The sequence below is a fragment of the Variovorax sp. LjRoot84 genome (genome assembly GCF_964254305.1).
Lineage (GTDB): Bacteria > Pseudomonadota > Gammaproteobacteria > Burkholderiales > Burkholderiaceae_C > Variovorax.
Map to the genome: position 1 here is coordinate 5,257,756 of NZ_CAXUTE020000001.1, position 20,858 is coordinate 5,278,613.

Genomic DNA, 20,858 nt, shown 5'->3' on the forward strand with positions numbered 1-20,858 from the left:
CGCACAAGGGGGCAACCATGAGCGAAGCGACGGTCTTCGAAGGCGGCTGCCTCTGCGGCGCGATCCGGTATCGCGCCATCTCGGCGCCTATCCGTGGCGTCATCTGCCACTGCGCCATGTGCCGCAAGCACTCCGGCGCGCCGGCATTGGCCTTCGTTCATTTCCGCACGCAGGACTTCAGCTGGCTACATGGCGAGCCCGCCCGCTATCGATCTTCGGCATTCGCGGAACGCGGCTTCTGCCCGGTATGCGGAAGCACCCTCAGCATGCACGAGGAAGTGCTGGCGGACCGTGTTCAGATCACTGTCGGCAGCCTGGACGAACCGCAGCGCGTGCGTATCGACGATCATGTGTGGACCCGGCAGCAGGTCCCATGGTTTCGAATCGACGACGCGTTGCCGCGCTTTCCAACGAGCAGTTCCGCCGTAGCCACCAAGGCAAACGGCTCCAATTGAGGACGCTGCACATGAACGAAAAGCCCCCTGCCCATGCCGAATCCACCGTGGACCGCGCGTTCGTCCACTCGCGCTTGATCGACGCGCCACGCGAGCGGGTCTTCAAGGCCTTCAGCGATCCCGCCCACCTGGCGCGCTGGTGGGGTCCGAACGGATTCACCAGCACGTTTCACGAGTTCGATCTGCGCCCCGGTGGCAATTGGCGCTTCGTCATGCACGGGCCTGACGGTGCGAACTACCCCAACGAGAGCGTCTTCGTCGAAGTCGTTGCGCCGGAGCGAATCGTCTTCGAGCACATGTCTCAGCATCACTTCCAATTGACCATCACATTTGAGGCGCGAGGAGCCAAGACACTGGTCGGATGGCACCAAGTGTTCGACACCGAGGCTGAACGGCAGCGCATTGCCAAGGTCGTGGTCGAGGCGAACGAACAGAACCTCGATCGCCTCGCCACCGAGGTACTCAACGTGGAATGAACCCGACGTCTGCCGGCACTGCCAAGGCCATGGTGTCGCAGTCGACCGCGGCGCCCACCCGCTCCACCACCACGAAGTCGCCCGCATCCACCGCCAGCAGCGCGTGATGCCAGGTGCCGGGCGCGAGCGTCACGCCCTGGCGGCCGTCGGTGACGAAGGCGGCGAGCGCCTCGCCGGCGGGCGCAGGGCCCGCGGGCGCCACCACGATCACGAAGCGGCGCTCGCCGAGCGGCACGAAGCTCTGGCTGCCCAGCGCGTGCCGTTCCATCTCGGTCACTGCATGTGGAAAGCGGCGCGCCTGCGCGCGGAACAGCGCGAGCATCGGCCGGCCGCCCTCGGCGCCGAGCTGCAGGTCGTCGACCAGATCGAAGCGTTCGGCATTGCCGCCGTTGATGAGACGCCCCTCGCCCGCGGGGGCCGCGAGCACGGTGCCGTAAGGCGCAAAGGCTTCTGCGGTAAGCGGCTGCGCAAGCAGCATCACTGCGCGATCCCCGCGCGGTCCAGCATCGCGTGCAGCAGCACGTTGGCGCCGGCCGCGAGGTGCTCGGGCTTGGCATCCTCGATCTCGTTGTGCGAGATGCCGTCCTTGCAGGGCACGAAGATCATCGCTGTGGGCGCCGTGCGCGCGACGTACACCGCGTCGTGCCCGGCGCCGCTCACGATGTCGAGATGCGCAAGACCGGCACGCTCGGCACCTTCGCGCACCGCGCGCACCAGCGGCTCCGCGAAGTGGGCCGGCGGGAAGTAGACGGTCTGCTCGACCTCGACCGTGAGCCCGCCCTGTGCCTGCAGGGCCGCGCAGGCCGCGCGCAGCTGCGCGTCCATGCGGTCGAGACCCTCGTCGTCCGTGTGCCGCAAATCGACCGTGAAGGTCACGCGGCCGGGAATCACGTTGCGCGAATTGGGATGCACCTGCACATAGCCGACGGTGCCGCGGGCGTTGGGCTGCTCGCCCATCGCAATCTGATGCACGGTCTGCATGAGGCCGGTGGCGCCCTGCAGCGCGTCGCGGCGCAACTGCATCGGCGTGGGGCCGGCATGCGCTTCCTGGCCCGTCACGACCACGTCGTACCAGCGCTGGCCCAGCGCTCCGGTGACCACGCCGAGCGGAATGTCGGCATCTTCCAGCACCGGGCCCTGCTCGATGTGGGCCTCGAAGTAGGCGCCGAAGCGCGGTGCGCCGTCGTCCACGGCGGCCGGCGTGTCGCCCGCGAAGCCGATGGCTTGGAGCGCATCAGCAACCGTCACGCCTTCGCGGTCGGTGGCGGCGAGCGCATGCGCGAGCGTGAAGGCGCCCGCATAGACGCCCGAGCCCATCATCACCGGCACGAAGCGCGAGCCTTCTTCATTGGTCCAGACACAGACCTCGAGCGGCGCCAGAGTGCGGATGCCGGCATCGTTCAAGGTGCGCAGCACCTCCAGGCCCGCGAGCACGCCGTAGTTGCCGTCGAACTTGCCGCCGGTCGGCTGCGTGTCGATGTGGCTGCCGGTGGCCACGGCCGGAAGGCTCGCGTCCTGCCCTTCGCGGCGCGCGAACAGGTTGCCGATCGCATCGACGCGCACGCTGCAGCCGGCTTCCTTCATCCAGCGCACGAAGAGCTCGCGGCCCTGGCGGTCAAGATCGGTCAACGCGAGGCGGCAGACGCCGCCCTTCTCGGTAGCACCGAGCTTCGCGAGCTGCATCAGCGAATCCCAGAGGCGCTCTGGGTCGATCGAAAGTGCAGCGGCGGCGCGGCCGGCCGCAGGTGTGGGGGTGCTCAAGGCGACATCGTTCATGCCGCGAGTACAGCAGAAAGCGTGCCCAGCGTCCAAGCATGTCGCTAGACCAGAGCCTCGCGATAGGCCAGCGGAAGCCGCAGCTGCGCCACCAGCCCGCGCGGCCCGCGCTTGAGCTGCACTTCGCCGCCATGCGCGCGTGCGATGGAGCGGCAGACCGCCAGGCCCAGGCCGCTGCCCTGCTTGCCGGACGCACGCGCGGCGGGCGCGCGGTAGAAGGGCTGGAAGACCCGCTGCAGCTCATCGTCCGGCAGCCCCGGTCCGCTGTCGCTGACCTCGGCCACCGCGTTGTCCTCGTCGATGAACAGTCGAACCCGCGCCTGCTCGCCGTACTTCACCGCGTTCTCGATCAGGTTGTCGAGCAGCCGGCGAACGCCGATCGCGTCGACCTCGACTGCGGCCTGCTCGCTGCGCTCCAGGCGCACGTCCTTGCCGACGAAGGCCGCGTCGTCCACCACGTCCTTGAGCAGGCTCGACAGGTCCAGCCGCTCGCGCGAACCCGGCTCCGAGGCGTCGCGGATGAAGGCCAGCACCGAGCTGATCATCCGCTCCATCTCCTCCACGTCCTGCAGCATGCCGGTGCGCATGTCGTCCGGCACGTCCTCGATGCGGAAGCGCATGCGCGTGAGCGGCGTGCGCAGGTCGTGGCTGATGGCGCCGATCATCGCGGTGCGGTCATCGACGAAGCTGCGCAGCCGGCTCTGCATGAGGTTGAAGGCCTGCGCCGCACGGCCGAGCTCCGCCGGCCCCTCGAGCGCGAGGACCGGCGCCGCCGGGTCGCGGCCGAGCCGCTCGGCGGCATGGGCGAAGCCGGCGATCGGCCGCACCAGCCGGCGCGAGAACATCCAGCCCGCGGGCGCGACCACGGCCGCGGCGATCAGGAACCACAGCAGCACGCGGCGCTGCCAGGCGTTCGGAAAGGGCTCGGGCACGGGCTGCACCGTGGCCCAGTTGCCATCGCCGACCCGCATCGCAGCAATGAAGTCGCCCTCGACGAAGGGCGCCGGCGCCAGGCCGAACAGGCCGCGCGCCGGCGGGTTGACGGACACGCTCTTTTCCTCGGGCACCGGCCGCTGGGCGGGCCGCGCCGCCGGCACGCGCTGCAGCGCGGAAGGCGCCGCCGGGACGGACGGAACGGATGCAGCGGGTGGGACGAGCGCCACTGGCTCGGCGGCCGCCGGTTGCGGCGTGTCGGCAGGAAGGGGGCGGGCCTTGCGTGAGGGTACCGGTGCCGGTGCCGCCGTGGGAGGCAGCACGGCAGGCGTTCTTGGCGACACGCCGTCCAGTGCCGAAGGCGCAGGCGACGGCAGGAACGGCATCGGCGGCGGCGCGCCCGCCGAGGGCGCAGCGCCTCCCGGTGCCGGCCCCGGCCCCGGCGCGGTTGCGCCCTGCGGCTGGGGCCCCGCGGCCGGCGCATCGGGCGCTCGTCCTGCCGACGGCGCGTCTGCAGGCGGTCCGGCTGCGGGCGCGGCGGGTGCAGGCCCGCCACGCGCCATCTCTGCCGGTGCGGCAGGCGGGCTCGCATCGCCCGGGGCGCGCGAAGGTGCGGCAGGCGCCGGCATGGGCGCACCGCCGCCCCCTGCCGGGCCGCCGAACGGACCACCGAACGGTCCACCGCCCGGCGGCATGCCGGGGAAGCCCGGACCGAAACCTCCGCCGCCCGGCCCTCCAGGTCCGCCGGGACCGCGGCCGGCCTGAGCGACCTGGAAGTCCGCCAGCACGAAACCCCCGCGAAGGTCGGCGCGAGGCGACGCACGCGTCGTGCCGGCAAAAGGCAGCGGCGTATAGAAATAAAGCCGCACCTCGGATTCGTTGCGCCCCAGCAGCTGCGCCAGCTCGCGGCGGGAGCGCTCGGAGGTCAGCCAGCCGGGGCCGCTCGGCTCCGGCGGGCCGGCCTGCAGCTCGCGCTGCAAGCTTCGCGAGCCCCGGATCTCCGCGCCGGCACCGGCCAGCACACGGGCGATGTCTTCCAGCTCCCATTGGCGTTGCGGCTCGGGCGGCAACAGCATCGTCAGCCCCAGCGTCACGAGTTGCGCCACCACCAGCCCGCCCAGCAGCAGGCCCATCATCTGCAGGGCGAGCGGGGGACCGGACCAGCGGCGCGCTGCACCTGTCATGTTCATGCGCCGATGCTGGCATGGACGCAGGACGATGTCACGCATGGGCCTCGCAGTTTGGAAGCGCGAGCTTGCTGAAAGATTTCAGCGTGTGTCGCTTCATTGCACCGGCCGGGCTTTGGCCCGCCCCAGCATCGACAATAGCGCCTGCCCTCCATCCCCTGCCAGACCGTGAATCTCTGCACCCGCATCCTCATCGTCGACGACGACGCCGGCATCCGCGGCCTGGTGTCCTCCTTCCTCGAGAAGCACGGCTTCCAGGTCGACACGGCCGCCGACGTCCCGGAAATGCGCGGCAAGCTGGCGCAGAACGCCTATGCGCTGATCGTGCTCGACGTGATGATGCCGGGCGAAGACGGGCTCACGGCGCTGCGCGAGCTGCAGAGAAGCAGCGGGCCGCCGGTCATCATGCTGTCGGCCGTCGGCACCGACATCGACCGCATCGTGGGCCTGGAGATCGGCGCCGAGGACTACCTGGCCAAGCCTTGCAATCCGCGGGAGCTGCTGGCGCGCATCCGCACCGTGCTGCGCCGCGCGTCGGCACCGCCGGCCGCCGCCCCGCTCGCGCCCGGGCCCGAATCCAGCGACACGCTTTGCTTCGCCGGCTGGCGCATCGACCTGACCGAGCGGGTGCTGTACGACCCGGCGAACGCGGTCGTCAGCCTGTCGGACGGCGAATTCCGCCTGCTGCGCGCCTTCACGCAGCATCCGCGGCGCGTGCTGCAGCGCGACCAGCTGGTGGACTACGCGCTGGGCTCGGACAGCGACTCCTACGACCGGGCGATCGACGTTCAGGTCAGCCGCCTGCGGCGCAAGCTCAGCTTCGGCGATGCACGCGCCGACCTGATCCGCACGGTGCGCAACGAGGGCTACATGTTCGTGCCTGCCGTGACGCGCGGCTAGTTCCGCCGGCTTCGCAACAAAGCCGCAAGGCGGCGAAATCCGCCGGCAACATCGTGGCTCGAAGCTCGGGGCTCCACCCACCCACGGAGCCACAGTGTCAGTCCACGATTCACACCCCACGCGGAACAACAACAGCCACGCTTTCACCGAACCGTCGCATGGCCACCATCTGGCCGACGATCTTCCGCTGATCTCGGCGCAGCTCCTTCAGCGCCGCAGAGCGCTGGCATGGCTGGGCTCCACCACCGCCGGCTCGGCACTCCTGCTGGCCGGCTGCGGTGGCGGCGGCTCCGACGGGAGCAGCCTCGCGGGCCTGACGAGCACCACGGCGGCGTCGAGCGGAACGACGACTTCCTCCACCTCGAGCTCGAGCGGCTCCACGACGACAAGCACGTCCAGCAGCAGCAGTTGCACCGCGCTGCCCGGCGAGACGGCGGGGCCCTACCCGGCCGACGGCACCAACAGCTCCTCCGGCGCGACCTCCGACGTGCTCACCGCCAGCGGCATCGTCCGCAGCGACATCCGCAGCAGCTTCATCAGCACGACGACGCAGGCACCCGGCGTGCTGACCACGCTCACGCTGACGCTGGTCAACACCAATTCGAGCTGTGCTCCGCTGGCCGGCTACGCGATCTACCTCTGGCACTGCGACCGCGACGGCAACTACTCGCTGTACACGGCCGCGGCCGAAAGCTACCTGCGCGGCGTGCAGGTCACCGATGCCAACGGCCAGGTCACTTTCACGACGATCTTCCCCGGCTGCTACGCCGGCCGCTGGCCGCACATGCACTTCGAGGTGTTCGCGAGCCTCGCCACGGCCACCACCGGCCGCAACGCGGTGCTGACCTCGCAGCTGGCGATGCCGAGCGCGGCGTGCAGCGCGGTCTACCCCTACGCCACCGGCTACACCACGAGCGTGAACAACTTCGCCGCCGTCTCGCTCACGACCGACAACGTGTTCAGCGACAACACCGCGGCGCAGATCGCCGCCATGACGCCCGCCATGACCGGCAGTATCACGGCCGGCTACACCGCGACCGCGACCATCGGCATCGCGCGCTAGCTGCTAGCGCCGGGTTAGCCCCCCATCGCCTCCAGCGTGATGTTGGTGGGCTGACAATGCAGGATCACCAGGAGACGCGACATGCCCAAACTGCGCTTCAAGATTGCCATGTCACTCGACGGCTTCGTGGCCGGTCCCGATCAGAGCGTGCAGAACCCGCTCGGCATCGGCGGCACGCGCCTGCACGAATGGGCCTTCCAGCTCGAGGTGTTTCGCAGGCTCCATGGCCAGGAAGGCGGGGAAGTCAATGCAAGCACGGCGGTCGTCGAGGAATCGCTGGCCAACATCGGCGCGACGATCATGGGACGCAACATGTTCGGCGGGCATCCCGGCTCCTGGGATGCGAACACGCCGTGGAAGGGCTGGTGGGGAGACAGCCCGCCCTTCCATCATCCCGTCTTCGTTCTCACGCATCACGCGCGCGAGCCGCTCGAATGCGAGGGCGGAACGCGCTTCACCTTCGTCACCACCGGCATCGAGGACGCGCTGGAGATGGCGAAGCGCGCCGCCGGAGGCAAGGACGTATCGCTCGCCGGCGGCGCCAGGGCCGCGCAGCAGTATCTGGCAGCCGGTCTCGTCGACGAGATGGAGATCAGCCTGGTGCCGACGCTGCTCGGCAGCGGCGAAAGGCTGTTCGAGAACGTCGGCGACCAGCTCCGTGGCCTCGAGCTCGTGCGGACGGTGGCCGCGCCGGGCGTCACGCACCTCAAGTTCGCCAAGCGCGGCTGATCGGCAGGCGTGAGATCTCAGTGCGCCGCCGCGCTGCCCGGGTCGGGCGGCAGCATCGTCGCACCGGGGCCGAGCAGCACCCGGCTGTCCCACCCCTGCGCGCGCGCCATCTCGCTCAAGGCCTGGTCGTTCAGCGCCAGTCCGTCGATCGAATGGAACAAGCGACGGCGCGCAGGATCGTCGGAGCCGAGCGCGCGGTAAACCACCGCGTTGAAGCATTCGATGAAGCAGCGCGCGGCCGCGCTCATCGGGTCGCCGCGGCGCGAGATCAGGCTCACCGTCGTCTCGTTGAGGCGCTCGGCCAGCGGCAGCACGCAGAGCTGCTCGCGGCCGGCGATCGCCTCCACCAGGGGCCAGGGCATCAGCGTCAGCATGTCGGTGCTGCGGATCAGGCTGGTGACGATCACCGTCGAATGCGCCACGTGGACAGTCGGCGCGCATTCGCGCAGGTAGCGGGCGAACACGTCCTCATGCGGGTCTGCCGGGTCGTCGCCGGGCGTCCAGTTCAAGAGCCACTGCGCATCGCGCAGCTCGGCCAGCGATCGGCTGTGCGCGAGCGGATGGCCTTCGCGCCCCACCACCGCCGAGCTGGTGCGGAACAGCGGCACGTGAGCCATGTCCTCATGGGTGGACGCCGGGCCGGCGCGGCCTATGCAGAAGTCCAGCGTGCCGTCGCGCAGCTTCGGGATCGAGACCGTCAGCACGCTTTCCATCAACTCCAGGCGCACCGTCGGCATGCGCTGCTGGAACAGCTTGACGACGTCGCCCAGGCAGGTCAGGGCGAGCCACGAATTCACGCCGATGCGCAGCGGCGCCCGCCCGCGGCCCGATAGCTGCGCCATCTCTTCCTCGGCACGCGCCAGCTGGCCCACGACCAGCCGCGCGTGCACCAGCAGCGCCCGGCCGGCATCGGTGAAGGTCACGCCCTTGGCCTCGCGCGTGATGAGCAGCGTCCTGACATCTTCCTCGAGCTCGCGCACCGCCTTGGTCACCGCCGCCGGCGACAGCCCGGCGGCGCGCGACGCAGCGCGAATGCTGCCGTGGTCGCCGACGGCGACGAGGGCCTTCAACTGGTGAACCTTCATGCGCGTCTCCGAAAAATGTGAGGCGCGGGCCGCAAGATGCGTACCCGGCAACCGGCGCTCAACAGCGCCACCGTTGCAGGACTGTTGCACACGGGCGGCAAATCCTAGGATCGGGCCAGATTCATCCCCACGCCCTTCCCGACCATGATGGCCCATTGCCGATCCCCTCTCCCGCGCCTCTTCGCGGCCGTGTTCGCAGGCACGGTCGCGACCGTGGCCCCCGCCCAGGACGACTACCCCTCGCGGCCGATCACGCTGGTCGTCGGCTATTCCGCCGGCGGCTCGACCGACAGCGTCGCACGGCCCTTCGCCGAGGTGTTCGGCCGCGTGCTGAAGACCCGCGTGATCGTCGAAAACTTCAGCGGCGCCGGCGGCGCGCTGGGGGCGCTGAAGGTGGTCACCGCAAAGCCGGACGGCTACACGCTCCTGATGGGCGGCAACAGCGAGCTGATCGCGACCAAGCTGATCAATCCGAAGCAGCCCTACGACGGCCAGAAGGACCTGGCGCCGATCGGCGTGGTCAACCACCAGGGCGGCATGCTGCTGGCGTCGCGCCAGTCGGGCGTCAAGACTACCGACCAGTTCATCCAGCTGCTGCGCAAGAACCCGGACAAGTACAACTACGGCAGCTCGGGCACCGGCTCGATGTTCCACTTCGCCGGCGAGCTGGTGCGCGAACGCACCGGCACCCGGATCACACACGTGGCCTATCGCGGCGTCCCGGCGCTGGGCAACGACCTGGCCGGCGGCGCGGTGGAGTTCGGCTACATGGGCACCGGGCCGGCCAAGCCGCTGATCGACGCCGGCGTGGTGGTGCCGATCGCCGTCACCAGCGGCACGCGGGCGCCGATCTATCCCAACGTGCCCGCGCTGGCCGAGCATCCGGAGCTCAAGGGCTATGAGCTCACAGGCTGGTTCGCGCTGATGGCACCCAAGGCGGTGCCGGAGCCGGTGATCGCGAAGCTCAAGGCGGCGCTGAAGGAAGCCTTGAAAGACGCCCGCCTGCGCCAGACCTTCAACGACCTGGGAGGGCTGCCGATGGTCGAGGACGAGGACCTGCCGGCGCTGATGCGCGCGGAGGACGCGCGCTATCGGAAGTTCGTGGCGACCGCCCAGCTGGAGACGCAGAAGTGAAGCCCGCCTCCGCCGTCGCCGAGATCGCCGCCGCCGTCGAGGCGCGGCGCCGCCCCTACATCGAGATCGCCGACCGCATCTGGGGCCTGGCCGAGATGCGCTACCGCGAGTTCGAGTCGGCCGAGCTGCACGCGGCGGCCCTCGAGGCCGAGGGCTTCCGCGTCACGCGCGGCGTGGCCGGGATGCCCACCGCCTTCGTCGCCGAGGCCGGCAGCGGCGGCCCGGTGATCGGCTTTCTCGGCGAGTACGACGCGCTCGCGGGCCTGAACCAGGCCAGCGGCGCGCTCGAGTGCCGGCCCGATCCGGAACGCGCGCTCAACCAGGGCCATGGCTGCGGCCACCATCTGCTGGGCACGGCAGCGCACTTGGCGGCGGTGGTCGCGCGCGACCACCTGAGGCGCCATGACCTGCCCGGCACGGTGCGCTTCTACGGCTGTCCGGCCGAGGAGGCTGCCGCCGGCAAGACCTTCATGGCGCGCGCCGGGCTCTTCGACGATCTCGATGCCGCGCTGTCCTGGCACCCGTCGGTGGCCAATTCGGTGTTCATGAACGCCACGCTGGCCAACGTGCAGGCCTACTTCCGCTTCCGCGGCAAGTCGGCGCATGCCGCGCTCGCGCCGCACCTGGGACGCAGCGCGCTCGACGCGGCTGAGCTGATGAACGTCGGCGTCAACTACCTGCGCGAGCACATGCCCGAGCAGGCGCGCGTGCACTTCGCCTACATCGACTCGGGCGGTCCGTCGACCAACGTGATTCCGGCCCATGCCGAGCTGCTCTACACCGTGCGGGCGACACGCATCGACGAGGCGCTGGCGCTGTTCGAGCGCGTCGAGCAGGTGGCGCGCGGCGCGGCGATGATGACCGGCACCACGGTCGAGATGGTGTTCGACAAGGCAGTCTCCAATGTGCTGCACAACGACACGCTCGACCGCGTCATGGCCGAGCAGATGGAGGCCGTGGGCGCGCTCGAGGTCAGCGAAGACGAGCGCCGCTTCGCCGCCAAGATGCAGGCCACGATCTCGGGCGAGGAGCTGGCCAGCAGCGCCAAGCATTTCGCCGCCGCGCTGCGCGACCCGCAGCCCATCGCCACCGGCATCCAGCCCTACCGGCCCGACGCCGCGCGCCCGGTGACCGGCTCCACCGACATGGGCGACGTGAGCTGGGCCGCGCCGACCACCCAGTGCCTGACCGCCTGCTTCGCGTGGGGCACGGCCTTCCATTCGTGGCAGATGGTCGCGCAGGGCAAGACCTCGCTGGCGCACAAGGGCATGCTGCTGGCCGCCAAGTGCCTGGCCGCGACCGGCGTCGCGCTGGCCGGGCGTCCCGAGCTGCTGTGCGAGGCGGAGAACGAGCTGCGCGCCAAGCGCGGTGGCGCAGCCTACCGCTGTCCGATTCCCGAGGAGGTACTGCCGCCGCCGGCGCGCGAAGCCAAGCCATGAAAGGAATCCCGGCCGCGATCCTGGTCGCGCTGACCTCGATGGGCTGTACGAGCACGGACGCCATCCGGGTGCGCGAGATCGGCAGCTTCCACGTCGGTGGCCAACAGGTGACGCTGTCCGGCCTGCCTGCACGCGAGATCCGCTTCACACCATCCACGCCGCCCGTTCGTCGCGATCCGAACGGGGACTTCGAGTCGGGCCAGATGTATGTGCAATACGTGCGACTGGCCTCGCCGGCGCGCAGCCTGCCTCTGCTCCTGTGGCATGGCGGCGGCCTGAGCGGCGTGACCTGGGAGACCAAGCCCGACGGCCAGCGCGGCTGGCAGGACTTCTTCATGCGCGCCGGCTACGACACCTATGTCAGCGACGCGATGGAGCGCGGCCGGGCGTCCTGGTCCCGCTATCCGGAGATCTTTGCCGGCGAGCCGCTGTTCAGGACCAAGAAGGAGGCATGGGAGGTGTTCCGCATCGGGCCTGCGTTCGACGGCGGCCCGCAGGGACGTACCGCCTTCCCCGGCACCCAGTTTCCGGTCGGCGCCTTCGATCAGTTCATGAAGCAGAGCGTCCCGCGCTGGACGACCACGGACGCGGTCACCCAACAGGCCTATGACGCCCTGGTCGACAAGGCGTGTCCCTGCGTGATCCTGGCGCACAGCCAGGGCGCCAACTTCGCGTTCCAGGCCGCGCTGCGGGCGCCGGCCAAGGTCCGGGCGTGGTGCTGGTCGAGCCCAGCGGGGCGCCCGAGGCGGCGACCCAGGACATGACCGCGCTGAAGCACACGCCGATCCTCTACGTCTGGGGCGATCGCCTGGACACCAGCGTGTACTGGAACCAGCAGGTCCTGCCTGCCGTCCGGCGCTTCCGGGATGCGCACCGGGCCGCGGGCGGCGTCTGGATCGACCTGCCGGCAACCGGCCTGCGCGGCAATTCGCACATGCTGATGATGGACAGGAACAGCGACCAGATCGCGCAGATCGTCGACCGCTGGATCGGCCAGCGTGCGCCCTGAGGCGGCCCTGCCTCAGCGCGATCCCTCGTCCGGTGTGCCCCGCGCCCGCTCGAGGATGAAATCGATGAAGGTCCGCGTCGCCCGCGTGTGCTGCCGGTTCGGCATGTAGAGCATGAACATCTGCGTGCCGAAGATGCTGAGCCGCCAGTCGTCCAGCGTGGTCAGGACTTCGCCGCGCCGCACGTCCTCCTGCACCACGTAGTCGGGCACCAGCCCGATGCCGAGGCCGGCCAGGATGGCCTGGCGCAGGAACAGGAAGTTCTCGGAGATCAGCGTCGGCTCCAGCAGCACCTCGCGCCGCTCCTCGCCCTGGTAGGCCGAGATGCGCAGTTGCCGGCCGATGACCGCCGCGGTGACCACGGGCGCGGCCGTCAGCTGGTCGAGCTGGGTGGGCAGGCCGTGCTCCTGCGCGTAGGCACGCGAAGCGCAGGCGACATAGCGCACCGGGCCCAGCGCTCGCGCCACCAGATTGAGCGGCGGCTCGGGGATCACGCGGATCGCGATGTCGACCTCGTCGCGCAGCAGGTCCTCGATGCGGTTCTCGAACAGCACGTCGAGCACGATGCCCGGGTACTGGCGCTTGAAATCGATCAGCCAGTCGGACATGACCAGCTGCCCGTAGCCGCTGGGCACGCTGAGCCGCACGCGCCCGACCAGGCCCTGGCCCAGCGCCGACGCCGACTCGCGCGCGGCCTGGAGCTCGCTCTGGATGGCGAGGCCGTGCTGGTAGAGGCGCTGGCCGATCTCGGTGGCTTCGGCGCGCCGCGTGGTGCGCCGCACGAGCTGCGCGCCGACCGAGCGCTCGAGCTGGTTCAGGTGGTAACTCACGTTGGCGCGGCTCATCTTGAGCCGGCGCGCGGCCTCGCTCAGGTTGCCGGCATCGAGGATCTCGACCAGCAGGGTCAGCGATTGCAAATCCATGATGAGGCGGGCATTGTGTCAAAAATTCTTTGACAGTCTGTCAATCGCCAATGCAATTGTCAAAGCGACGAGCCGGGCCAAGAATGCTGGGTTCACCCGGAGACAAAGACCATGGCCACGACTGACACCCTTCCTGCGTCCGATCCCGTCACCTTCCAGCGCCAGGCCGATGTGCTGGTCGTCACCATCGACAACCCGCCGGTCAACGCCCTGGGCGTGGATGTGCGCCGCGGCTTGGTCGAGGCCATCGACGCCGCCGAGGCCGACGGCGCCGTGGCCGCGGTGCTGGTCGTCGGCGCCGGCCGCAACTTCATCGCCGGCGCCGACATCCGCGAATTCGGCAAGCCACCGCTGCCGCCCTCGCTGCCCGAGGTGTGCAGCCGCATCGAGAACTGCAGCAAGCCGGTGCTGGCCGCGATCCATGGCGCCGCGCTCGGCGGCGGGCTGGAGATCGCACTGTCGGCGCACTACCGCCTGGCCGTGCCTTCCGCCAAGCTGGGCCTGCCGGAGGTGCAGCTCGGGCTGATGCCCGGCTCCGGTGGCACGCAGCGTGCGCCGCGCCTGATCGGCGTGAAAGCCGCACTCGATCTGATGTTGAGCGGCCGCCATGCGGGTGCCAAGGAAGCGTTGGCCCTGGGCCTGGTCGATCGCCTGGGCGAAGGTGCCGACGCGCTGCCCGAAGGCCTGGCCCATGCAAAGGAACTGGTCGCGGCCAAGGCGCCGTTGCGCCGCACGCGCGACGCGAACGCGCTGGCCGAGCTAGAGGCGCAACGCGCCGCACTCGAAGCCGCGCGCACCGACACCGCCAAGAAAAGCCGCGGCCTCTTCTCGCCGATGAAGATCGTCGAGGCCACCGAGGCCGCGCTCACGCTGCCCTTCGACGAAGGCATGGCGCTGGAGCGCAAGCTCTTCCTGCAGTGCATCGAGAGCCCGCAGCGCGCCGGCCTGATCCATGCCTTCTTCGCCGAACGCGAAGTGCTGAAGGCGCCCGAGACCAAGGCCGCCAAGCCGCGGCCCATCGAATCCTGCGGCATCGTCGGCGGCGGCACCATGGGCGCCGGCATCGCGGTCGCGATGCTCGACGCCGGGCTGCCGGTGACCATGATCGAGCGCGACGAGCCCAGCCTCGCGCGCGGCCGGGCCCATGTCGAAAAGGTCTACGACGGCCTGATCCAGAAGGGCCGCATGACGGCCGAGGCCAAGACCGCGGTGATGGCGCGCTTCTCGGGCTCGACGGCCTACGACGCGCTGGCCAACGTCGACCTCGTGGTCGAAGCCGTGTTCGAGGACATGGCGGTCAAGAAGGCCGTCTTCGCCGAACTCGACCGCGTGTGCAAGAAGGGGGCGGTGCTCGCCACCAACACCTCCTACCTCGACATCGACGAGATCGCGTCCGGCATCTCGCGCCCGGCCGACGTGCTGGGCCTGCATTTCTTCTCGCCGGCCAACATCATGAAGCTGCTGGAGATCGTGGTGCCGGCGAAGGTCAGCGCCGACGTGGTGGCGACCGGCTTCGAGCTCGCGAAGAAGCTGAAGAAGACGCCGGTGCGCGCGGGCGTCTGCGACGGCTTCATCGGCAACCGCATCCTCGCGGTGTATCGCCAGGCGGCCGACCACATGATGGAGGACGGCGCCTCGCCCTACCAGATCGACAAGGCGGTGCGCGACTTCGGCTACCCGATGGGCCCGTTCCAGGTGTCGGACCTGGCCGGCGGCGACATCGGCTGGGCCACGCGCAAGCGCAAGGCCGCCACCCGCGACCCGAAGGCGCGCTACGTGCAGATCGCCGACCGCATCTGCGAGCGCGGCTGGTTCGGCCAGAAGACCGGCCGCGGCTACTACCTCTACCCCGAGGGCGCGCGCACCGGCACGCCGGACCCCGAGGTCGAGGCCATCATCGATGCCGAGCGCCAGCGCGCGGGCGTCGCGCCGCGCAAGTTCAGCGACGAAGAAATCATGCGCCGCTACATGGCCGCGATGGTCAACGAGGGTGCCAACGTCGTGCACCAGCGCATCGCGCTGCGCCCGCTGGACGTCGACGTGACCTTTCTCTACGGCTACGGCTTTCCGCGCTACCGCGGCGGGCCGATGAAGTACGCCGACACGGTGGGCCTCGCCAAGGTGCTGGCCGACATCCGCGAGTTCGCCAATGAAGACCCGCTGTTCTGGCAGCCTTCGCCGCTCTTGGTGGAGCTGGTCGAACGCGGCGCCGATTTCGCGAGCCTCAATCAATCCGAGTAAGCCGAACCAGGAGACAAACACCATGCGCGAAGCCGTCATCGTTTCCACTGCCCGCACGCCGCTCACCAAGGCGCACCGCGGCGAGTTCAACATCACGCCCGGCCCCACGCTGGCCGCCTTCGCGGTGCGCGCCGCGGTGGAACGCTCGGGCCTGGACCCGGCGCTGATCGAGGACGCCATCCTCGGCTGCGGCTACCCCGAGGGCACCACCGGCCGCAACGTGGCGCGCCAGAGCATCGTTCGCGCGGGGCTGCCCATCAGCATCGCCGGCACCACGGTCAACCGCTTCTGCGCCTCGGGCCTGCAGGCCATCGCGATGGCCGCGGGCCGCATCGTGGTCGAGGGCGCGCCGGCCATGATCGCGGGCGGCGTGGAGAGCATCTCGCAGATACGCACCCGCAGCGCCACCGACAGCGGTGACAGCGGCATGGACCCGTGGATCGTCGAGCACAAGCCCGCGCTCTACATGGCGATGATCGAGACCGCCGACATCGTCGCCCAACGCTACGGCATCGGCCGCGAGGCGCAGGACCGCTTCTCGGCCGAGAGCCAGCGCAAGACCGAGGAAGCGCAGCTCGCCGGGCGCTACCGCGAGGAAATCGTGGCCTGCACCACCACCATGGCCGTGACCGACAAGGACACCAAGGAAGTGAGCCATCGCGAGGTGACGATCGACGTCGACACCTGCAACCGCCGCGGCACCACCTACGAGGCGCTGGCCAAGCTGCAGCCGGTGATGGGCGCGGACAAGTTCGTCACCGCCGGCAACGCCTCGCAGCTGTCCGACGGCGCCTCGGCCTGCGTGCTGATGGAGGCCAAGGACGCCGAGCGCGCCAACCTCAAGCCGCTGGGCGCCTTCCGCGGCCTCGCGATCGCGGGCTGCGAGCCCGACGAGATGGGCATCGGCCCGGTGTTCGCGGTGCCGAAACTGCTGGCGCGCAACGGCCTGAAGGTCGACGATATCGATCTCTGGGAACTCAACGAGGCCTTTGCTTCGCAGTCCATCTACTGCCAGCAGAAGCTGGGCATTCCGGCCGAGCGGCTCAATGTCGACGGCGGCGCGATCTCCATCGGCCACCCCTTCGGCATGACGGGCGCGCGGCTCACGGGCCATGTGCTGATCGAAGGCAAGCGGCGCGGCGCCAAGTACGCCGTGGTCACGATGTGCATCGCGGGCGGCATGGGCGCTGCCGGGCTGTTCGAAATCTACTGAGGAGCAAGGACATGGACCTGAACTTCACCACCGAAGAGCAAGCCTTCCGCGACGAGGTGTGCAGCTTCCTGGCCGAGAAGCTGCCCAAGCGCCTCTCCGACAAGGTCGCGAGCGGCAAGCACCTGGGCAAGGCCGACATGGAGGAATGGCATGCCATCCTCCATGCGCGCGGCTGGCTCGCCAACCACTGGCCCGAGCAGTACGGCGGCCCCGGCTGGACCGCAGTGGAAAAATTCATCTTCGAGAACGAATGCGCGCTGGCCCATGCGCCGCGCATCGTGCCCTTCGGCGTGAACATGCTCGGGCCGGTGCTGATCAAGTACGGCAGCGAGGCACAGAAGCGCCGCTGGCTGCCGCGCATCCTCGATGGCTCCGACTGGTGGTGCCAGGGTTATTCGGAACCCGGCGCGGGCTCCGATCTCGCCTCGGTCAAGACCTCCGCGGTGCGCGGCACCGATGCCCAGGGCGATCACTACATCGTCAACGGCCAGAAGACCTGGACCACGCTGGGCCAGCACGCCAACATGATCTTCTGCCTGGTGCGCACCAACCGCGAGGCCAAGAAGCAGGAAGGCATCAGCTTCCTCCTGATCGACATGAAGACGCCCGGCGTCGAAGTGCGGCCGATCATCACGCTCGAGGGCGAGCACGAGGTCAACGAAGTGTTCTTCTCCGACGTGCGCGTGCCGGCCGAGAACCTGGTGGGCGAGGAGAACAAGGGCTGGACCTGCGCCAAGTACCTCTTGACCTACGAGCGCACCAACATCGCGGGCGTGGGCTTCTCGGTGGCTGCGCTGGAGCAGCTCAAGGCCATCGCCGCGAAGCAGACGAAGAACGGCAAGCCGCTCGCCGAAGACCCGGCCTTCGCCGCGCGCATGGCGCGGGTGGAGATCGACCTGGAGAACATGTTGACCACCAACCTGCGCGTGATCGCGGCCGTGGCCGGCGGCGGCGTGCCGGGCGCCGAGAGCTCGATGCTCAAGATCCGCGGCACCGAGATCCGGCAGGAGATCTCGTCGCTGATCCGGCGCGCGATGGGCCCCTACGCGCGGCCCTTCGTCGCCGAGGCGCTCGAAGAGGGCTTCGACGGCGTACCGATCGGCCCGGACTATGCCGCACCCGCAGCGGCCAAGTACTTCAACAACCGCAAGCTGTCGATCTTCGGCGGCTCGAACGAGATTCAGAAAAACATCATCTCCAAGATGATCCTGGGCCTGTGAGGAAACTGCCATGAACTTCGAACACACCGAAGACCGGCGCATGCTCGCCGACAGCCTGAACCGCTTCATCGCCGAGCAGTACGCCTTCGAGACGCGCGACCGGATCGCGAAGTCGGCCCAGGGCTTCAGCACCGAGATCTGGCAGCAGTTCGCCGAGCTCGGCGTGATCGGCGCACTGTTTCGCGAAGAAGACGGCGGCTTCGGCGGCGGCGGCTTCGACCTGGCCGTGGTCTTCGAGGCGCTGGGCCGCGGCCTGGTGGTCGAGCCCCTGCTCGGCGCGGTCATGGTCGGCGACGCCATCGCAGCCGCCGGCAGCGAGGCGCAGAAGGAAACGCTGGCCGAGATCATCGGCGGCGGCACCATCGCGGCGCTTGCGCACGACGAACCCGGCACGCACTACGAACTGGCGCACGTGCAGACCCGCGCCGACCGCAGCGGCGACCGCTGGCTGCTGAACGGCGCCAAGGCCGTGGTGCCGCAGGGCGAGCAGGCGGATCTGTTCCTGGTCTCGGCCCGCAGCTCGGGCGCGCCGGACGACGAGGCCGGCATCTCGCTGTTCCTGGTGCCCGCGAAGACAAAAGGCGTCTACGTGCGCGGCGCCCCGGCCATCGACGGCGGCCGCGTGGCCGAAGTGGTGCTGGACGGCGTGACGCTCCCCGCCGATGCGTTGCTCGGCGCCGAAGGCCAGGGCCATGCCGTGCTGGAACGCGCCGTCGGGCGTGGCGTGCTGGCCCTGTGCGCCGAAAGCCTGGGCGCGATGGAAGCCGCCAAGACGGCGACGCTGGAGTACCTGCGCACGCGCAAGCAGTTCGGCACGCTCATCGGCAGCTTCCAGGCGCTGCAGCACCGCATGGCGGACCTGCTGCTCGAGATCGAGCAGGCCCGCTCGGCCGTGATCAATGCGGCCGCCGCCATCGACGACACCGACCGCGCCACACGCGAGCGCGCGCTGTCGGCGGCCAAGGCCAGCATCGGCCGCATCGGCGCGCTGGTGGCCGAGGAAAGCATCCAGATGCACGGCGGCATCGGCATGACCTGGGAGCTGCCGCTGGCCCACTATGCCAAGCGCCTCGTGATGATCGACCACCAGCTGGGCGACGAGGACCATCACCTGCAGCGCTTCATCGCCTTCGGCAGGCAGGCAAGATGAGCACCGCGCCCTTCAGCCCGTCGTTCCCCGTCCGCAGCATCGAGGACGTGCGAAGGCTCGAGGAGACGCCGCTTTCCGAGGCGCTGACCGTGCGCAGCACCTACGAGATCTTCCGCAATGCCGCCGCGGCCTTCGGCGACAAGACGGCGCTGACCTTCCTGCGCACGGCCGATCCGGCCGACGAGCCGATCCGCTGGTCCTACGCCGAGCTCTTGGCCGGCATCCACCAGACCGCGAACGTGCTGCACGCGCTGGGCGTCGGGCCGGATGATGCGGTGGCCGTGCTGCTGCCGGGCTGCCTCGAGTACCACCTGGCCCTGTGGGGCGGAGAAGCGGCCGGCATCGTGCAGCCGCTCAACCCGCTGCTCGCCGACGAGAAGCTGGTCTCGCTGATGACGGCCGGCCGCGCCAAGGTGCTGATCGCCTACGGCTCGGACGAGGAATCGGGCATGTGGTCGAAGGCGATGCGCCTGCGCGGCCAGGTGCCCACGCTCACCACCGTGCTGCGCGTGGCGCCGCACGACGAGCCCGTGGGCAGCGCCGGCGAGCTGCCCGAGGGCGTGGCGGACTTCAACGCGATGTGCGCGCACGTGCCGGCCGACCGCCTCGCGAGCGGCCGCGACATCGCGCCTGCCGACATCGCCGCCTACTTCCATACCGGCGGCACCACCGGCGCGCCCAAGCTCGCGCGCCACAGCCATGGCGCGCAGGTCTTCACCGCCTGGGCCAGCGTGAAGCTGCAAGGCCTGAAGAGCAGCGACGTCACCATCAACGGCTATCCGCTGTTCCACGTGGCGGGCGTGCTGCCGGCTTCGCTGTCGGCGCTGTCGGCCGGCGTGGAGGTGATCATTCCGACCACGGCGCTGCTGCGCAACAGGCAGGTACTGGCCAACTACTGGCGGCTGGTGGAGAAGTACCGGCCGACTTCGCTGTCGGCCGTGCCCACGGTGCTGGCGGCACTCGCCAACGTGCCGCTGGACGGCGCCGACATTTCCTCCATCCACTACTGCCGCACCGGCGCCGCCGTGCTGGCGCCCGAACTCGCGGCGCGCTTCGAGCGCCTGTTCGGCCTGCACGTGCATGAAAGCCTGGGCATGACCGAGATGGCCGGTATCTCGACCATCACGCCGCCGGGCGTGATCGGGCCGGCGGGCTGCGTGGGTTTCAGGCTTCCGTATTCGCAGCTGCGCATCGTCGCGCTCGACGAGCACGGCAACCCGAGCGATCGCGAACTGCCGGCGGGCGAGCAGGGCATGGTGCTCTTCAAGTCGCCCAACCTGTTCTCGGGCTTCGTCGATCCAGCCGACACGGCCAAGGCCTTCACCGCCGACGGCTGGCTCGCCACCGGCGACCTGGGCTGGATCGACGGCGAGGAGCGGCTCAACCTGAGTGGCCGCTCCAAGGACCTGATCATCCGCAGCGGCCACAACATCGACCCCAAGACCATCGAGGACGCGCTGGGCGCACACCCGGCGGTGCAACTGTGCGCCGCGGTCGGCGCACCCGATGCCTACGCGGGCGAGCTGCCTGTGGCCTTCGCCACGCTGGTGCCCGGCATGACGGTCAGCGAAGCCGAACTGCTGGCCTTCACCGCCGCGCGCGTCGACGAAGCGCCGGCCAAGCCGAAGTCGGTGGTCGTGATCGAGCACATGCCGATGACCAACGTCGGCAAGATCTACAAGCCCGAGCTGCGTGCCCTGGCCGCGCGCAAGGTGGCGGAGGCGCTGGTCGGCGAGGCCTGCGCCGCGCTCGGCCTGGCGGCACGGCCCGAGGTGCAGGCCGATGGCGAGAGCGCGCTCAAGGTCGTGATCGATGCGGCCGCGGCCGGGGCGCAGGCCGCGCCGCTGCAGGCGCGGCTTACGGAGGCGCTCGGACGCCTGCCCTTCAAGACGCAGGTCGTCCTGCGATAAGCCCCCCATTCCAAAAA

19 protein-coding genes are annotated in these 20,858 nt (G+C 69.7%); 14 read left to right on the forward strand and 5 right to left on the reverse strand.

What is annotated here, in order from left to right; genetic code table 11:
• The first annotated feature begins 17 nt into the window (after positions 1-17).
• The gene (locus ACSQ9I_RS25995) at positions 18-455 is read left to right on the forward strand and encodes a GFA family protein (protein WP_436314981.1); all 438 of its coding nucleotides are present in this window, start codon (positions 18-20) and stop codon (positions 453-455) included.
• Between the two features lie 47 nt (positions 456-502).
• Entirely contained in the window at positions 503-931 is a 429-nt protein-coding gene (locus ACSQ9I_RS26000) for an SRPBCC family protein (RefSeq protein ID WP_436314982.1), read from the forward strand.
• Here the strand turns inward: ACSQ9I_RS26000 and ACSQ9I_RS26005 are convergent.
• The 3 genes from ACSQ9I_RS26005 to ACSQ9I_RS26015 are packed head-to-tail and all read right to left on the reverse strand — an operon-like array spanning position 918 to position 4,830.
• On the reverse strand, positions 918-1,409 hold the full coding sequence (locus tag ACSQ9I_RS26005) for an ureidoglycolate lyase (protein ID WP_436309767.1): 492 nt from the start codon (positions 1,407-1,409) through the stop codon (positions 918-920). The genes ACSQ9I_RS26000 and ACSQ9I_RS26005 overlap by 14 nt on opposite strands.
• Positions 1,409-2,707: a Zn-dependent hydrolase gene (locus ACSQ9I_RS26010; protein ID WP_436314983.1), complete on the reverse strand. Its 1,299-nt coding sequence runs from the start codon at positions 2,705-2,707 to the stop codon at positions 1,409-1,411. Before ACSQ9I_RS26010 ends, ACSQ9I_RS26005 begins: the two co-directional genes overlap by 1 nt.
• A 44-nt stretch (positions 2,708-2,751) precedes the next feature.
• Complete coding sequence (locus tag ACSQ9I_RS26015; RefSeq protein ID WP_436314984.1) at positions 2,752-4,830, reverse strand: ATP-binding protein; 2,079 nt, start codon at positions 4,828-4,830, stop codon at positions 2,752-2,754.
• 165 nt (positions 4,831-4,995) lie between these two features.
• On the opposite strand from ACSQ9I_RS26015, the gene ACSQ9I_RS26020 reads away from it, so the two are divergent.
• From ACSQ9I_RS26020 to ACSQ9I_RS26030, 3 genes are all read left to right on the forward strand, one after another.
• Positions 4,996-5,727, forward strand: coding sequence for a response regulator (locus ACSQ9I_RS26020; RefSeq protein ID WP_436314985.1), 732 nt, complete (start codon positions 4,996-4,998; stop codon positions 5,725-5,727).
• A 94-nt stretch (positions 5,728-5,821) separates the two neighbouring features.
• Positions 5,822-6,790 (forward strand): intradiol ring-cleavage dioxygenase, encoded by a 969-nt coding sequence (locus tag ACSQ9I_RS26025; protein WP_436314986.1) that lies wholly within the window; start codon positions 5,822-5,824, stop codon positions 6,788-6,790.
• An 81-nt stretch (positions 6,791-6,871) separates the two neighbouring features.
• Positions 6,872-7,519, forward strand: a complete 648-nt coding sequence (locus ACSQ9I_RS26030) for a dihydrofolate reductase family protein (protein WP_436314987.1) — start codon at positions 6,872-6,874, stop codon at positions 7,517-7,519.
• A 17-nt stretch (positions 7,520-7,536) separates the two neighbouring features.
• On the opposite strand, the gene ACSQ9I_RS26035 is transcribed toward ACSQ9I_RS26030, so the two are convergent.
• The gene (locus ACSQ9I_RS26035; protein ID WP_436305501.1) at positions 7,537-8,604 is read right to left on the reverse strand and encodes a LysR substrate-binding domain-containing protein; all 1,068 of its coding nucleotides are present in this window, start codon (positions 8,602-8,604) and stop codon (positions 7,537-7,539) included.
• Between the two features lie 213 nt (positions 8,605-8,817).
• Here ACSQ9I_RS26035 and ACSQ9I_RS26040 point away from each other — a divergent pair, with 213 nt between their 5' ends.
• The 4 genes from ACSQ9I_RS26040 to ACSQ9I_RS26055 are packed head-to-tail and all read left to right on the forward strand — an operon-like array spanning position 8,818 to position 12,186.
• Positions 8,818-9,738, forward strand: a complete 921-nt coding sequence (locus ACSQ9I_RS26040; protein ID WP_436314988.1) for a Bug family tripartite tricarboxylate transporter substrate binding protein — start codon at positions 8,818-8,820, stop codon at positions 9,736-9,738.
• The gene (locus ACSQ9I_RS26045; protein WP_436305503.1) at positions 9,735-11,177 is read left to right on the forward strand and encodes an amidohydrolase; all 1,443 of its coding nucleotides are present in this window, start codon (positions 9,735-9,737) and stop codon (positions 11,175-11,177) included. The genes ACSQ9I_RS26040 and ACSQ9I_RS26045 overlap by 4 nt, the downstream gene beginning before the upstream one ends.
• Positions 11,174-11,941, forward strand: a complete 768-nt coding sequence (locus ACSQ9I_RS26050) for an esterase (RefSeq protein WP_436314989.1) — start codon at positions 11,174-11,176, stop codon at positions 11,939-11,941. Before ACSQ9I_RS26045 ends, ACSQ9I_RS26050 begins: the two co-directional genes overlap by 4 nt.
• Positions 11,938-12,186: a hypothetical protein gene (locus ACSQ9I_RS26055; RefSeq protein WP_436314990.1), complete on the forward strand. Its 249-nt coding sequence runs from the start codon at positions 11,938-11,940 to the stop codon at positions 12,184-12,186. The genes ACSQ9I_RS26050 and ACSQ9I_RS26055 overlap by 4 nt, the downstream gene beginning before the upstream one ends.
• Positions 12,187-12,198: 12 nt before the next feature.
• Here the strand turns inward: ACSQ9I_RS26055 and ACSQ9I_RS26060 are convergent, their stop codons facing one another.
• Complete coding sequence (locus ACSQ9I_RS26060) at positions 12,199-13,107, reverse strand: LysR family transcriptional regulator (protein WP_093103915.1); 909 nt, start codon at positions 13,105-13,107, stop codon at positions 12,199-12,201.
• 111 nt (positions 13,108-13,218) lie between these two features.
• Here ACSQ9I_RS26060 and ACSQ9I_RS26065 point away from each other — a divergent pair, with 111 nt between their 5' ends.
• The 5 genes from ACSQ9I_RS26065 to ACSQ9I_RS26085 are packed head-to-tail and all read left to right on the forward strand — an operon-like array spanning position 13,219 to position 20,841.
• The gene (locus ACSQ9I_RS26065; protein ID WP_436314991.1) at positions 13,219-15,348 is read left to right on the forward strand and encodes a 3-hydroxyacyl-CoA dehydrogenase NAD-binding domain-containing protein; all 2,130 of its coding nucleotides are present in this window, start codon (positions 13,219-13,221) and stop codon (positions 15,346-15,348) included.
• Positions 15,349-15,370: 22 nt separating this feature from the next.
• Positions 15,371-16,561, forward strand: coding sequence for an acetyl-CoA C-acyltransferase (locus ACSQ9I_RS26070; RefSeq protein WP_436305505.1), 1,191 nt, complete (start codon positions 15,371-15,373; stop codon positions 16,559-16,561).
• An 11-nt stretch (positions 16,562-16,572) separates the two neighbouring features.
• The gene (locus ACSQ9I_RS26075) at positions 16,573-17,781 is read left to right on the forward strand and encodes an acyl-CoA dehydrogenase family protein (protein WP_436314992.1); all 1,209 of its coding nucleotides are present in this window, start codon (positions 16,573-16,575) and stop codon (positions 17,779-17,781) included.
• 10 nt (positions 17,782-17,791) lie between these two features.
• Positions 17,792-18,931 (forward strand): acyl-CoA dehydrogenase family protein, encoded by a 1,140-nt coding sequence (locus ACSQ9I_RS26080; RefSeq protein ID WP_436305508.1) that lies wholly within the window; start codon positions 17,792-17,794, stop codon positions 18,929-18,931.
• Positions 18,928-20,841 carry an acyl-CoA synthetase gene (locus tag ACSQ9I_RS26085; RefSeq protein ID WP_436314993.1) on the forward strand — a complete coding sequence of 638 codons (1,914 nt, stop codon included), beginning with the start codon at positions 18,928-18,930 and terminating at the stop codon, positions 20,839-20,841. The genes ACSQ9I_RS26080 and ACSQ9I_RS26085 overlap by 4 nt, the downstream gene beginning before the upstream one ends.
• The last annotated feature ends 17 nt before the right edge of the window (positions 20,842-20,858 follow it).

Coding starts and splice junctions, on each gene's coding strand:
- ACSQ9I_RS25995 (WP_436314981.1), top strand. CDS start 18: ATGAGCGAAGCGACGGTCTTCGAAGGCGGCTGCCTCTGCGGCGCGATC.
- ACSQ9I_RS26005 (WP_436309767.1), bottom strand. CDS start 1,409: ATGCTGCTTGCGCAGCCGCTTACCGCAGAAGCCTTTGCGCCTTACGGC.
- ACSQ9I_RS26010 (WP_436314983.1), bottom strand. CDS start 2,707: ATGAACGATGTCGCCTTGAGCACCCCCACACCTGCGGCCGGCCGCGCC.
- ACSQ9I_RS26015 (WP_436314984.1), bottom strand. CDS start 4,830: ATGAACATGACAGGTGCAGCGCGCCGCTGGTCCGGTCCCCCGCTCGCC.
- ACSQ9I_RS26030 (WP_436314987.1), top strand. CDS start 6,872: ATGCCCAAACTGCGCTTCAAGATTGCCATGTCACTCGACGGCTTCGTG.
- ACSQ9I_RS26035 (WP_436305501.1), bottom strand. CDS start 8,604: ATGAAGGTTCACCAGTTGAAGGCCCTCGTCGCCGTCGGCGACCACGGC.
- ACSQ9I_RS26050 (WP_436314989.1), top strand. CDS start 11,174: ATGAAAGGAATCCCGGCCGCGATCCTGGTCGCGCTGACCTCGATGGGC.
- ACSQ9I_RS26055 (WP_436314990.1), top strand. CDS start 11,938: ATGACCGCGCTGAAGCACACGCCGATCCTCTACGTCTGGGGCGATCGC.
- ACSQ9I_RS26060 (WP_093103915.1), bottom strand. CDS start 13,107: ATGGATTTGCAATCGCTGACCCTGCTGGTCGAGATCCTCGATGCCGGC.
- ACSQ9I_RS26065 (WP_436314991.1), top strand. CDS start 13,219: ATGGCCACGACTGACACCCTTCCTGCGTCCGATCCCGTCACCTTCCAG.
- ACSQ9I_RS26070 (WP_436305505.1), top strand. CDS start 15,371: ATGCGCGAAGCCGTCATCGTTTCCACTGCCCGCACGCCGCTCACCAAG.
- ACSQ9I_RS26075 (WP_436314992.1), top strand. CDS start 16,573: ATGGACCTGAACTTCACCACCGAAGAGCAAGCCTTCCGCGACGAGGTG.
- ACSQ9I_RS26080 (WP_436305508.1), top strand. CDS start 17,792: ATGAACTTCGAACACACCGAAGACCGGCGCATGCTCGCCGACAGCCTG.
- ACSQ9I_RS26085 (WP_436314993.1), top strand. CDS start 18,928: ATGAGCACCGCGCCCTTCAGCCCGTCGTTCCCCGTCCGCAGCATCGAG.